Genomic DNA, 13,182 nt, shown 5'->3' with positions numbered 1-13,182 from the left:
CTAGGATTAGTGGCCATGAGCATTCATCCGGTAGTCCTTGTCGGCGGCGGCCCTGGCGCGTGGGATCTGATCACCGTGCGTGGCATGCGGGCGCTGCAGGATGCTGAGGTCATCGTGGCAGATCACCTCGGCCCCACCGCCCAGCTGGATAAGCTGTGCGATATTGACGCCAAGGAGCTTATCGACGTCTCCAAGATCCCCTACCGCGCCCAGGTGGCCCAGGAGCGCATCAACGAGATTTTGGTTGACAACGCCCGCCAGGGGCGCCGCGTGGTCCGCCTCAAAGGTGGGGACCCTTATGTGTTTGGGCGTGGTTTCGAAGAACTCACTGCGCTCACTGCGGCAGGCATCCCGGTGGAAGTCGTCCCCGGGGTGACTTCGGCGGTCGCGGTGCCCGCACTGGCGGGGACGCCGGTGACGCACCGCGGCGTCGTCCATGCCTTCACGGTGGTCTCCGGACACCTGCCGCCAGGCCATCCCAAGTCTTTGGTGGATTGGGCAGCACTGGCACGTTCCGGGGCTACCTTGTCCGTCATCATGGGTGTCAAGAACGCGGCCGCTATCGCCGCCGCGCTGATCGACGCCTCCCTCTCCCCCCACACCCCCGTGCGCATCATTCAGGAAGGCTCCCTCGATGGCGAGCGAGCATTCCAGTGCGAGTTGGCTGAGCTAGGGGCCACGATGGAAGAAAACTCGGTGGCTCCCCCTGCGGTCATCGTCATCGGTGAGGTTGCCGGGCTCTAGCCCCGAGTTCTAGTCAACTCCTTCTAATCAACTCTGACGCGCTCTTCCTCGGATTCCGCGGAGCTGCCTGCATGGGCGCCCTCGCGGCCAGTCGGCTCCGTCGTTTCGACGACACGGCTGCCAGTGCGCTGCTGCGAAGTGCTATCCCCCTCCTCGCCCTGTGCGGATCGAGCCCGGCGTTGGTTCGCCCATACCGTGAGAGCAACTCCGAGGACCAGCGCAGCGACCTGCAGAAGAAGGATCTGCTGATGCGCCAGCGCCCACCCTAGGGCCTTAGGAATGTTGAGCGTCACGATAGCCGTGCCCACGAAGCCGCCAAGGAGCGTGGGGTTGATGCGCGAGATGAGCCACGCTGCAATCGGTGCGGTGATGACTCCGCCGATAAGCAACGCTACAACCGCGGCAGCGTTAGCCACGATCTCTTCCCAGAGGCCAACGATGAAGCCTGCCGTGGCTCCAAAAGTAACGAGGAATTCTGCGGTGTTAACAGTGCCGACGATGCGCCGCGGCTGCTCGCGGCCGACCGCCATGAGCGTCGAGGTGGAAATCGGCCCCCAGCCACCGCCGCCCGAAGCATCGACAAAGCCTCCCACCACGCCAAGCCCCGCGAGGAAGGGAGTGGAGTGCTGTCGAGTCTCCTGCGATGTGCTGCTCCGTGGGCGCGAGAAGCGCCAGACGAGGTTGATGCCTAGGACTAAGAGAATCGCGGAGGTCACGGGTTCGGCGGCCTCGAGCGAGAGGTTAGACAGAATCGTCGCTCCGATGAAGGCCGACAGGCCTCCCGGCACACCGAGCTTGAGCACCGTGGGCCAATGCACATTGCCAAAACGCCAGTGGCTAATTCCGGAGACCAAGGTGGTGCCTAGCTCCGATGTGTGCACCACGGCGGAGGCCGTCGCGGGCCCCAATCCCGCCAGTAGCAGGATGGTGGTGGAGGTAACGCCGAAGCCCATGCCGATGCCGCCGTCGACAAGCTGCGCGGCGGCACCCGCAATCGCGATGAGGATGAGGCTACGCATGGGCCACCTCCGTATAACGGTGGGAAACAATGCCGGCGAGCGCCTCACCCAGCGGAGGGAGAACCTGCCGGGGCTCCCCGCCGCCGTGCTCCGCCTCCTCGTCGAGGCGATCTAAAAGCAGGCCGGGGCTCACAAAGAGTGGCACGACGACCTCCTGATTGCCATCTGGCTCAACGGGCTGGCGCTCACCGCGCGTGGCGTAGGCAACCTTCGCCGTGCAACCGGCCAGCTCGCCGACGCGTCGCGCTAGATCAGCGACAGCGGCGTTGGCACGCTCATCGGAGGAGCCGACAGAATAGAGGACAACGGTATCTGTTCCCTCGGGAACTCGCTCTGCCAGCAGACGCGCCATGTCCTCGCCGGTACCGAGTCCACGGGCTTGGTGAAGGCGCACTCCCGACGCCGCAGAAGCCTGGGCCAAAGCTTCAGGAACGTCGATGCGCTGGTGGTAGCCCTCGGTAAAGAGCAAAGGCACAACGACCGCCTCGCGTATTCCTTGCACTGCTAGGCAGCGCGCCGCCTCATCGAGTGGCGGGTCATTGAATTCTAAGTGTGCGGCGGTGGCCGGCACACCAGCAAGCTCACCAGCGGCATGGGTCAGCGCCATAACGTTTGCTGCAGCTTCGGGGTGGCGTGAGCCGTGTGACAGGGTTAGTAATGCAGTGGTAGCGGTCGGGGCGGTCATGGTGGGTTTCCTTAATCCTGAGTTTTCGCGGTGGAATGGCCGCGGCGAGCGAGAGAGCGCTGCAGCGCCTCCGCGGAGGAGACCGCCGGCGCGGGCGCTACGGGGGCATCGTCTTGGCCGTGGAAGCGTACGGAAAAGATGCGGAGGCATTCTTCGCACTTCCAGGCAAAATCATCTTCCTCATCTGGAAATAGGTTTGTTCCGGCGCAGTAGGGGCAAAAGGCTGGGTGGTTACGGTTCGGGTTAGGCTGACGACGAAAATTCACTGCAGGTCCTCCTCGTCCGCGCGCAGGACCCAGTGGCGGAACTGCTCGCCGTCTTCGCGCTGCTCCTTGTACTTGTTGACCAAGCGAATGACATAGTCCGGGACCTCATCCGCCACCACCTTGTGTCCGCGCAGCTTGCGGCCCCAGTCCGGGGAGAGGCCAAGGGCGCCGCCAAGGTGGACCTGGAAACCCTCGACGCGGTTGCCATCAGCATCGGTCACGATCTGCCCTTTAAGGCCGATATCTGATACCTGCGAGCGCGCGCAGGCATTGGGGCAACCGTTGAGGGCGATAGAAATCGGGACGTCGAGGTCACCGAGGGTATCTTCCAAGATGTCGACGAGCTCGATGGCGCGGGCCTTGGTGGTCACGTGCGCGAGCTTACAAAATTCCAGGCCGGTGCAGGAGATGACGCCGCGACGGAATTCCGAGGGCTGGGAGTACAGGCCCGTCTCATCCAGGGCGCGCGACAGCGCAGGGATGTCCTCTTCTTCCACGTCGAGGAAGAGCAGCTCCTTCATCGGCGTCGTGCGGATGCGGCTGATGCCGAACTTCTCGGCCACGTCCGCGATGGCGATGAGCTGCTCGCCGGTGGCATGCCCGACGGTGGGCTTGACGCCCACGTAAAACTTTCCGTCCTGCTGGCGGTGCACGCCGAGATGGTCACGGTTGCCGGGAGCGACGGGAAGCGGGAGGCCGTCGAGAAGCGGTGCGTCGAGGTATTCCTCTTCCAGTACCTTTCGGAATTTCTCAATGCCCCACTGCGCCACCAGGAACTTCAGGCGCGCACGGTTGCGGTTGCGGCGGAAGCCATAGTCGCGGAAGATGCGTGCGACTCCAGCCCACACCTCTGGGACGCGCTCGAGCGGGATCCACGCGCCGAGGGATTGCGAGAGCATCGGGTTGGTGGACAGACCTCCGCCCACGAAGCAATCGAAACCCGGGCCATACTCGGGATGCTCCGTACCAACGAAGGCGACATCCTGAATCTCGTGGGTCACGTCCTGACGCACATTGCCGGAGATGGCGGACTTGAACTTGCGCGGAAGGTTATGGAATTCATCGCGCAGGAGGTAGTCATTCTTGATCTCCTCGATGGCCGGGGTGGCGTCGATAATTTCGTCAGCAGCCACTCCCGCTACCGGTGAGCCCAGGATGACACGGGGGACGTCGCCGCAGCCCAGTAGAGTATCTAGCCCCACGGAGCGCAGCTTTTCCCAGATGGCGGGGACATCTTCAATCTGAATCCAATGCAGCTGGATGTTCTGGCGGTCCGTAAAGTCCGCGGTAGAGCGCGCATAATCGCGCGAAATCTCTCCCACCGCGCGCAGCTTAGCGGGATCCGCGTGGCCGCCATCGAAGCGCACGCGCATCATGAAGTACTCATCCTGTAGCTCGGTGTTGCTGAGCTTGGAGGTCATCTCACCGCCTAAGTTCTGGTTGCGCTGGGTATACAGGCCCAACCACTTGAAACGTGGGGCGAGGTCCTCTGCGGGAATCGAGGAAAATCCTTGCTTGGAGTAGATATCGATAACGCGCTGGCGCACTGCTAGGGCATCATCGGCCTGCTTAATCTCCTCGTCGGAGTTCAGCGGCGCGGTGCCATCAATCTTCCACTGGCCTTCTGGCTTCTTTGCGCGGGGTGGTCGCTTCGTCGCGGTGGTCATAATCTGCTGCCTTTCGTCGGTTAGTGAAAACCTACCGGTCTAGCTAAAACAGACAAAGCAGTCTTTTTTATTTTCTCCCGAATATGCAAAGCACGCTGGGTTTATGCCACAATGTTCTCCGAATGTAATTAGGCCCAGTTGCCCTACAGCAGACAAGCCGGTTCAATGAAACCCACGCTTGTTTAGACCTAAGCTTTCGTTAGTTACTACAACATTCCGAAAGGCCATCATGACCCAGCAGCCCCTGAAAGTAGCCGTCATCGGCGCCGGCCCAGCCGGCATCTACGCCTCCGACATCCTGGTGAAGAAAACCGGCGGCAACGTTCAGATCGATCTCATCGAGCAGATGCCCGCCCCCTTCGGGCTCATCCGCTACGGCGTGGCTCCGGACCACCCGCGCATTAAGGGAATCGTTAACTCCCTGCACCGAGTGCTCGACACCGAACAGATCCGCCTTCTGTCCAACATCAACGTGGGCCGCGATGTCACCGTCTCCGAACTCGAGGAGTACTACGACGCCATTGTCTTCGCCACCGGCGCCGTCGGCGACTTGGGCATGCAGATCCCCGGCTCCGATCTCGAAGGAATTCATGGTGCCGGCGAATTCGTTGGCTTCTACGACGGCAACCCACGCTTCGAGCGCTCCTGGGACCTGTCCGCCACCGACGTCGCTGTGATCGGCGTGGGCAACGTGGGCCTCGACGTGGCCCGCATCCTGGCCAAGACCGGCGATGAACTGAAGGAAGCCACCGAGATTCCGGACAATGTTTACGAGTCCCTGGCCAAGAACCAGGCCACCACCGTGCGAGTCTTCGGCCGCCGCGGCCCGGCTCAGGCCAAGTTCACCCCGCTGGAGCTCAAGGAGCTCGACCACTCCCCGACCATCAACGTGGTGGTGGACCCGGAGGATATCGACTACGACGAAGCCTCCCTCAAGGCCCGCGAAGAGGCCAAGTCCTGCGACCTGGTGTGCCAGACCCTGGAAGGCTACGCCATCCGCGAGCCGAAGGACGCCCCGCACACCCTGCAGATCCACCTCTTCGAGCAGCCGGTGGAGTTCATCGGCGAAAACGGCAAGGTGACTGCCGTGAAGACCGAGCGCACCGCACTCAACGGCGATGGTTCCGTCTCCGGCACCGGCAAGTTCACCGAGTGGCCGGCTCAGGCCGTCTACCTGGCTGTGGGCTACCGCTCCGATGCCATTGAGGGTGTCCCCTTCAATAAGCAGAAGAACGTCATCAACAACGACGGCGGCCACGTGGTTGACCTCGACGGTGAGGTCGTGCCGGGCCTGTACACCACCGGCTGGATCAAGCGCGGCCCGGTGGGGCTCATCGGCAACACCAAGTCCGATGCCACGGAGACCATCGGCATGCTGCTTGCCGACGCCGAAGCAGGCAACCTCTCCCACTCCCGTGACGAGGACATCGTCGAGCTCTTCGAGTCCAAGGGTCTGGAGCACCTGACCTGGGAGGGCTGGAAGAAGCTCGACGCCGCCGAGCGCGCCCTGGGTGAGGCCGAGGGCCGCGAGCGCAAGAAGTTCGTCGAGTGGGAAGAGATGGTCAACCACTCGCGCGACTAAGCCGGCTCGACCCAAATTAAAACTGCCCTATCTGACGAAGTTATCGCTCCCGCCGCAATGAACGCGGGGAAAATCGTCAGATAGGGCAGTTTTTCTTCAAGGAATTAGTGTGAAGGCACGTGCCTTCACACGCTAGGCGCGGATGATAGCGAGCACCTCGTCGACGATGGCCTGTACCTCGTCAGCGGTCTTGGCCTCAACGTTGAGGCGCAGCAGCGGCTCAGTGTTGGAGGCGCGGACGTTGAACCACGCGTCGGTGCCCTTCAGCTGTACGGTCACGCCATCGAGCTCGTCGACGGACTCAATCTTGTCCGCCAACTCATCGAGCACGCGCTGGGTCGTAGCCTTCTGATCCTCCACGGTGGAGTTAATCTCACCCGAGGCCTCATAGCGTGAGTACTGCGCCATCAGTTCGCTCAGTGGCTTGTCCTGCTCACCCAGGGCCGCCAATACGTGCATGGCCGCGAGCATGCCGGAGTCCGCATTCCAGAACTCCTGGAAGTAGTAGTGAGCGGAGTGCTCGCCACCAAAGACCGCCTTTTCCTTGGCCATCTGGGCCTTGATGAAGGAGTGGCCCACGCGGGTGCGCACGGCCTTGCCGCCCTTCTCAGCGATGAGCTCCGGAACCGTCTTCGAAGTAATCAGGTTATGGATGACGGTGGCACCGGGGAACTTGTCCAGGTAGCGCTCCGCCACCAGCGCACAGATGGCAGAAGGCGGCACCGGCTGGCCCTTCTCATCCACCACGAAGCAGCGGTCGGCATCACCGTCGAAAGCAAGGCCGATGTCCGCCTTCTGCTCAACGGTGAACTTCTGCAGATCCACCAGATTCTTCGGATCCAGCGGGTTCGCCTCGTGGTTGGGGAAGGTGCCGTCCAGCTCAAAGTAGAGGTCACGCACGTCGAAAGGCAGGCCTTCAAAGACCGCCGGGACGGTGTGGCCGCCCATGCCGTTCGCGGCATCCACTGCGACGACGAGCGGGCGAGAATTCTCCAACGGCACCAAGCCGCGCAGGAAGGCGGCATAATCACCGAGCACCTCGCGCTCAGTCACGGTGCCTGGCTCGCCGTCGAAGGCCGGGGTGCCGTCGATCAGCATGTCCTTAATCTGCTCCAGGCCGGTCTCCTGGCCCACCGGAACAGCACCCGCGCGACACAGCTTGATGCCGTTGTACTTCGCCGGGTTGTGGGAGGCGGTGAACATTGCGCCCGCGCAATTGAGGTGGCCGGCGGCGAAGTACAGCTCATCAGTCGATGTCAGGCCGAGCTGGATGACATTGAGGCCCTGCGCGGCAGCGCCCTCCGCAAAAGCGGCGGCCAGCTGCGGGGAGGACGGACGCATATCGTGGCCCACCGCCACGGTGGTCTCCCCTTCCCCGCGGAGAATGGCGGCAAAGGCCGCACCAGTATCACGCACGAGGCTGTCATCGATGTCCTCGCCCACGACGCCACGGACGTCATAGGCCTTGATCACTGCATTGAGCTGTTCACGAGTTCGCATAGCCCACAAGCATACCCGCGTCGGACGCGGTAACCCGCGTCCGACGGGCTAAAACTCAACTAACGGGCCAGTCAATGTCCGACGGGCTACTCGGCGTCCGGCACCACCGTCAGGTGTGCGCGGCGGCGCTGGCGGGCGTCGTGGACGCGGCGTGTGCGGAACACGGGGTGATTCGAGTTCCGCGGATCGGCGCCGTCGAAGGTGGCGGAGTAGTCAATGGGATCGGCACCGGAGCCGGCTGTGGAATCATCCACCAAGCCAGTGGTCACTCGCCCGGCCTCCCGGACGGCTTCGGCGAGCGCTGTGAGGTCATCATCCTCATCAAGCTCGATGCGGTCAACACGCACCATCTCCCAGCCTTGCGGGGCCGTGATGCGGGCGCTGTGCTTTTCACACAGGTCCCAAGCGTGGGGATCGGTTTCTTCGGAGAGCGGACCCACGACGGCGGTTTGCTGCGCGTAGGCATAGGTCAACGTCGCCACGGCGGGACGGCCGCAGCCGGGGCGGGAGCAATGGCGAGAGCTAGTCACGCGCCCAAGTCTAAACCCTAACTTGAGATTTAGATAGTCCAACGCGGCGCGCCTCGCCACAACCCTCCTTCAGCCCGGCCTAAACTAAGCCGCATGAGCACGCCCCGCCCGCATATCCGCCCGGCCCGCCACCGCCACGGCCGCGGTGCACGTGGGCCGCTGCTGCCACACAACACGCCGCGCTATCGCAGCAGCGCCGAGCGCTTCGATATGGCGGTGCTCGAGGCCTACGCCCCCATCCATAACGCTTTTGCTGAACAGCTCACCGGGCTCGACCTTGCCGTTGATACCGTGCCCCGGATGCGCCTGTCGGTAGACATGACAGTCATGCCGGATGAGATCATCGCCGACGGCCCCGTTCCATTGGGGCGCATCGTGCCTGCGGGCGTGGATTCCGCCGGTCAGCCTACGCGCGCCCGCCTGGTCATTTTCCGCATGCCCATTGAGGAGCGCGTGCAGTCGGCACAGGAGCGCGAGGAACTGCTATCGACCGTGCTTACCGCACTAGTGGCCAATTACCTGAACGTCGATCCCGGAGACATCGATCCGCGCTTTACCTGGTAAACCACTCCTGAAAACCCATCGCTCCCCCTCACCGCTGGGACTGAGGGCCCAAACGATAAGGGGGAGCGATGACGCTGCACTACTAGATCCGCTGCGCTTAACCGATCTCACGCTTTAATCGGCGGCGCTCACGGTCTGACAAGCCGCCCCAAATTCCAAAGCGCTCATCGTGCTCCAAGGCATATTCGAGGCATTCATCCCGCACTGCACAGGCCTGGCAAATGCGCTTAGCCTCGCGCGTCGATCCTCCCTTTTCTGGGAAGAAAGCTTCCGGGTCCGTCTGGGCGCACAGCGCCTGGTCTTGCCACTCCTGCTCGACGGCACCAAAGAGTTCATCGAGCGACATCTCTGCAGCAGCACCGCCACGGAGAATAGCGCTGTTATTCGTTGTATTGTCCACGCCGCTTCCTTTCTCCGAGGTCGTTTCTCTCTTGATTCAGTGGCACCGACCCTACACCGAAACAATTTCTCGGTGCCGCGCCCGCCGTGCCGTTGATTACACTGATGTCATTTCACACCGGATCACTAAATATCGTCAACCTGTCGCGGAAGATTTTTGTTGGGCTCCAGCGAAAACGCTGTACAGCATCCCCAACTTTCACATCAGTCACAGATCTCCTAGTTAAGGGGTGATCATTGGGGGTACTACATGTAGTGGCCACCCCCGACCCTGTGAACAATTCCAAGGTTTCTTCGGCGTGTCGCCACCCAGTCGGGCAAAACACATGGATCTCATTCGCACCATAAAAACCATGCGTCACGGCATGAAAAGAGGCGCCGGGAAGATAACTTCCCAGCGCCAAGACCTGTGCCTATCCCCTGGCTTTGCCCCAGCTAGCTGAGGTGTTTAGGCATCCGAGCTAAAACGCACGCCGGCGTCCGGAATGCTGACACCTGGGAAGACGCGCATGCCGCCCTGCAGTTCGCAACGCGCGCCGATGGTGGCGCCTTCGCCGATGACGCAGTTGTCGATGTGTGCGTTGGCACCAATGTGCGCGCCCGAGGCAATGATGGAGTTGTTAATGATGGCGCCCGGCTCGATAGTGACGCCATCGAAGACCACCGTGCCGTCCAAGCGGCAGCCCGCCCCAATTACGGAACCGCGGCCCACGGCCGTGCCGGACAGCAGCAGGACGCCACCGGCGATACCCGCAGACTCATCCACCACGGACTCACCCGTGCGCCCCACCAGCAGCGGCGAATGCGCGATACCGCGCACCAAGTCGGAGGAGCCGCGGACGAAATCATCCGGGCGGCCCATATCGCGCCAGTAGGAGTTATCCACGTGGCCTACCACCAGGCGGCCGGACTCCAGCAGCTGCGGGAAGGTCTCGCGCTCCACGGAGACCACGCGGCCAGCCGGAATCGTCTCGATGACATCCTTCTTGAACACGTAGCAACCGGCGTTGATCTGGTTCGTCGGCGGATCCTCGGTCTTTTCCAAGAAGGCCGTTACTCGGCCCTCGGAATCGGTAGGAACGCAGCCAAAGGCACGGGGATCAGCGACGTTGAGCAGGTGCATCGTCACGTCGGCGTCCTTGGAATGATGCGTATCGAGGATGCCGTTGAGATCCATGCCGGACAAAACGTCGCCGTTGAACACCATGACCGTGTCCTGGCGCAGCTTGTCATAGACGTTGCGGATACCGCCGCCGGTACCCAGCGCGGTCTCCTCCACCACGTACTCAATTTCCAGGCCCAGATCGGAGCCATCCCCGAAGTACTCCTCAAAGACCTCCGCCTTATAAGAAGTGGAGAGCACCACGTGCTCAATCCCGGCTTCCTTGATACGGGCGAGCAGGTGCTGGAGGAATGGGTAGTTGGCCGTGGGCAACATCGGCTTCGGCGTGCCAATCGTCAGCGGGCGCAGGCGGGTGCCGCGACCTCCCACTAGAATGACGGCATCGGCCGTCGATCCCCACTGGGGCGCTGATTCAGTCATATCGTTCCTTAATCTCTTTCAGATAAGTCACCGTTAGTGTATAGGCGCGCCTGACTCAGGAGCCGTCGCGGCACGCGCTTAAAATCAGCCCGCGCACCCGCAGCCCCAACCACAAGGCCGCGCGCAGCGGCGCCTGGTACCAGTGCGGGTGCCTATCCGCTTGGAAGCGGTAAGCCGAATCGTGGTGGGCGCGCAGCATCGCGCCGCGATGCGCTTTCGTCGAGTGGCCTTTGGCGTGGGTAATCACCGCCGTCGGGCACAGGATGTTGCGCCAGCCGGCGCGAGTGAAGCGGTCCCCTAAGTCCACGTCCTCCAAGTACATGAAGTAGCGCTCATCAAAGCCACCAATCTGCTCGAAGGCCTCCCACCGCACCAGAAGGCAGGAACCAGACAGCCAACCTGCCGGGCGCTCGCTGTCCATATCGGCGTCATCGCGATAGGCGCGCGACCACGGATTGGACGGCCAAATAGTTCCGAACAGCGCGTGGCCGATACCCGTGAGCAGCGTCGGTACGGCGCGCGCCGAGGGGTAGTTACTGCCATCCGGCTCCACGATGCGCGGGCCTACCGCCGCGGCATCCGGGTGGCGGCGCGCGCACGCGATCAGCTCATCCAGGGAGCCTTCGCTAAACGTCACATCCGGGTTAGCAATGAGAAAGAACTCTTCATCGACGCCTTTCGCTCTAGCGAAACGCGCGCCGGCATTCATTCCGGCGCCATAGCCAAGGTTTCCCCCAGTATCGAGGAATTCCACGTCCGCGTGCTCCCGCGCGGCAGCTTCCGGCACCCCATCGGTCGAGCCGTTATCGGCGAGGATGGTGAGGGTAGGCAGGGACGTCGCCAAGCGCAGCGATGACAAGAAATCGCTGAGGTAACGGCCAGGGGAAAAGGTCACGGTGACCACGGCCAGGGGTTTCTGTATATTCTTCACGATGAATTTGAGCGTACCCAACGCCAGCGTGCGCACGCGCCCGCGACACTGCTTCACGTTTTTGCAGCGAGCTCACCTAAACTAGTCCCGTGACTTCCCCGAACTCCCCGCGCGCCGCCCGCCATATCCAGGCCGCGCCCTCGCAGTCCGCGCCCACCGCCCAACGAGGATCGACGCCGGTGAAAGCCGTCGTCGCGTTCCTGTCTGCTGTCGTCCTGGTGCTCTCCGGCGTGGGCTACTTCACCGTGGGAAAACTAGGAAATGACATCTCCTCTGCCTCCAACCTAGCGCTGGGCAACCAGGGTGGTTTCAAGGACAACGGTCTCGATGGCGCGGTAGATATCTTGCTCGTGGGCAAGGACTCTCGCACGGATGCCAAGGGGAATCCGCTTTCCGAACAGGAGCTGGCGGACCTGCATGCCGGTGTGGATGAGGGCGAGGAAAACACCGACACCATCATGGTGATCCGCATCCCGAATGATGGCTCGCGAGCTACTGCAGTATCCATCCCGCGCGACACTTATGTCCACGACGAGGACTTCGGAAACACCAAAATCAACGCCGTCTTTGCCCTGCACAAAGCAGACAAGATGGAACAGCTGCAGCAGGAAAACGCGGAAGCCGAAGCAGCTGGTGAGAAGCCGCCCCATACCGAAAAGGAGATGGAGAAGGAGAGCACCGAGGCCGGCCGCGCTGGTCTCATTTCGATGGTGCACAAGCTCACTGATGTCAACGTCGACCACTACGCTGAGGTGGGTCTCTTGGGCTTCGTGCTGCTTACCGACGCCGTCGGGGGCGTCGACGTCTGCCTCAACGACGCCGTCGATGATCCGATGTCGGGCGCCAAATTCCCGGCTGGGCGCCAAACCTTGCAGGGCTCCGAGGGTCTGTCCTTCGTGCGCCAGCGCTATGAGCTACCGCGCGGTGACCTTGACCGCATCGTGCGCCAGCAGGCCTACATGGCATCGCTGACGTCAAAGGTTCTGGACTCGGGAACCCTGACCTCTCCGGGCAAGCTCAACAAGATTGCTGATGCCGTGGAGCGCTCCGTAGTCATCGATGACGGTTGGGACATCATGGGCTTTGTGACCCAGCTGGCCGGGCTAGCCGGCGGCAACGTGACGTTTACGACGATCCCGGTGACCTCCATTACCGGCGTGGGTGACTACGGCGAATCGGTGGTGACCATCGATACCGCGGAGGTACACCGCTTCATGGATGATTTGGCCAAGTCCCAGGAGAAGGCTGAGGAAGAAAAGAAGTCTGAGGATGCCCCAGCCGACCAGGAAGGTGAAGACGGCGAAAAGCCCGTGGCGGAGGACCTCAACCTCCACGTCCTCAACGCCGGCACCGTCGACGGCATGGCCGGTGGAATCGGCGCCTGGTTGAAGAACGTGGGCTACACCGTGGAGCGCACGGCCAATGCGCAGTCGGGTCTATACACCGAATCGCAGATTGTTGCCGCAGATGCCAACGACGAGCGCGCCCACGCCTTGGCTGAGCAGCTCGGCGGCCTGCCAGTCACGGCTAACGAAGAGCTCGAGCCGGATACCTTCATCGTGGTGGCTACGGATGACTACTCCGGCCCGAAGGATGACTCCGCGCAGGAAGAAGAGGCTGCTGCGGAGCCCGACCAAGGCGGCGATACTCAGCAGGTTGGTACCCCAGGCGATGACTTCGGTACCGCGGAGGTTTCGCCTGAGATCGACGCGGGCGGCGATGGCCCGCGCTGCGTGAACTAAAGACACCGTG

Annotated in this window: 13 protein-coding genes; 4 read left to right on the top strand and 9 right to left on the bottom strand. The window is 62.4% G+C overall.

Annotated features, from left to right (window positions below; genetic code table 11):
• The first annotated feature begins 15 nt into the window (after positions 1–15).
• Positions 16–744 (top strand): uroporphyrinogen-III C-methyltransferase, encoded by a 729-nt coding sequence (gene cobA / locus HMPREF2806_RS12105; RefSeq protein ID WP_070517836.1) that lies wholly within the window; start codon positions 16–18, stop codon positions 742–744.
• Positions 745–767: 23 nt separating this feature from the next.
• Here the strand turns inward: cobA and HMPREF2806_RS12100 are convergent, their stop codons facing one another.
• Genes HMPREF2806_RS12100 through HMPREF2806_RS12090 form a run of 4 tightly spaced genes read right to left on the bottom strand, consistent with a single transcriptional unit; the run spans position 768 to position 4,381 of the window.
• Positions 768–1,763, bottom strand: coding sequence for a sulfite exporter TauE/SafE family protein (locus tag HMPREF2806_RS12100; protein WP_070517835.1), 996 nt, complete (start codon positions 1,761–1,763; stop codon positions 768–770).
• Positions 1,756–2,448, bottom strand: coding sequence for a sirohydrochlorin chelatase (locus HMPREF2806_RS12095; RefSeq protein WP_070517834.1), 693 nt, complete (start codon positions 2,446–2,448; stop codon positions 1,756–1,758). The genes HMPREF2806_RS12100 and HMPREF2806_RS12095 overlap by 8 nt, the downstream gene beginning before the upstream one ends.
• A gap of 11 nt (positions 2,449–2,459) precedes the next feature.
• Complete coding sequence (locus HMPREF2806_RS13255) at positions 2,460–2,714, bottom strand: hypothetical protein (protein WP_010189207.1); 255 nt, start codon at positions 2,712–2,714, stop codon at positions 2,460–2,462.
• Positions 2,711–4,381 carry a nitrite/sulfite reductase gene (locus HMPREF2806_RS12090; RefSeq protein WP_070517833.1) on the bottom strand — a complete coding sequence of 557 codons (1,671 nt, stop codon included), beginning with the start codon at positions 4,379–4,381 and terminating at the stop codon, positions 2,711–2,713. Before HMPREF2806_RS12090 ends, HMPREF2806_RS13255 begins: the two co-directional genes overlap by 4 nt.
• 229 nt (positions 4,382–4,610) lie before the next feature.
• Here HMPREF2806_RS12090 and HMPREF2806_RS12085 point away from each other — a divergent pair, with 229 nt between their 5' ends.
• Entirely contained in the window at positions 4,611–5,963 is a 1,353-nt protein-coding gene (locus HMPREF2806_RS12085; protein ID WP_070517832.1) for an FAD-dependent oxidoreductase, read from the top strand.
• Between the two features lie 132 nt (positions 5,964–6,095).
• Here HMPREF2806_RS12085 and HMPREF2806_RS12080 read toward each other — a convergent pair whose 3' ends face one another.
• A complete protein-coding gene (locus tag HMPREF2806_RS12080; protein WP_070517831.1) occupies positions 6,096–7,463 on the bottom strand; it encodes a phosphomannomutase/phosphoglucomutase in 1,368 nt (455 codons plus the stop codon).
• Positions 7,464–7,549: 86 nt separating this feature from the next.
• A complete protein-coding gene (locus tag HMPREF2806_RS12075; RefSeq protein WP_080975101.1) occupies positions 7,550–7,993 on the bottom strand; it encodes a DUF3499 domain-containing protein in 444 nt (147 codons plus the stop codon).
• A 93-nt stretch (positions 7,994–8,086) separates the two neighbouring features.
• On the opposite strand from HMPREF2806_RS12075, the gene HMPREF2806_RS12070 reads away from it, so the two are divergent.
• Positions 8,087–8,557 carry a metallopeptidase family protein gene (locus HMPREF2806_RS12070; protein ID WP_070512251.1) on the top strand — a complete coding sequence of 157 codons (471 nt, stop codon included), beginning with the start codon at positions 8,087–8,089 and terminating at the stop codon, positions 8,555–8,557.
• Between the two features lie 97 nt (positions 8,558–8,654).
• On the opposite strand, the gene HMPREF2806_RS12065 is transcribed toward HMPREF2806_RS12070, so the two are convergent.
• From HMPREF2806_RS12065 to HMPREF2806_RS12055, 3 genes are all read right to left on the bottom strand, one after another.
• Positions 8,655–8,903 carry a WhiB family transcriptional regulator gene (locus HMPREF2806_RS12065; protein WP_005528147.1) on the bottom strand — a complete coding sequence of 83 codons (249 nt, stop codon included), beginning with the start codon at positions 8,901–8,903 and terminating at the stop codon, positions 8,655–8,657.
• Positions 8,904–9,404: 501 nt separating this feature from the next.
• Positions 9,405–10,499: a mannose-1-phosphate guanylyltransferase gene (locus HMPREF2806_RS12060; protein WP_049156050.1), complete on the bottom strand. Its 1,095-nt coding sequence runs from the start codon at positions 10,497–10,499 to the stop codon at positions 9,405–9,407.
• 55 nt (positions 10,500–10,554) lie between these two features.
• Complete coding sequence (locus HMPREF2806_RS12055) at positions 10,555–11,466, bottom strand: glycosyltransferase family 2 protein (protein WP_198531350.1); 912 nt, start codon at positions 11,464–11,466, stop codon at positions 10,555–10,557.
• 53 nt (positions 11,467–11,519) lie between these two features.
• Between HMPREF2806_RS12055 and HMPREF2806_RS12050 the strand changes: the two genes are divergently transcribed.
• Entirely contained in the window at positions 11,520–13,172 is a 1,653-nt protein-coding gene (locus HMPREF2806_RS12050; RefSeq protein WP_232745469.1) for an LCP family protein, read from the top strand.
• Positions 13,173–13,182: the final 10 nt, after the last annotated feature.

Source organism: Corynebacterium sp. HMSC076G08 (assembly GCF_001811515.1).
Classification (GTDB): Bacteria; Actinomycetota; Actinomycetes; order Mycobacteriales; family Mycobacteriaceae; genus Corynebacterium; species Corynebacterium hiratae.
The sequence above is the reverse complement of the archived record's forward strand: the minus strand, read 5'-3'. Positions and strand labels throughout refer to the sequence as shown.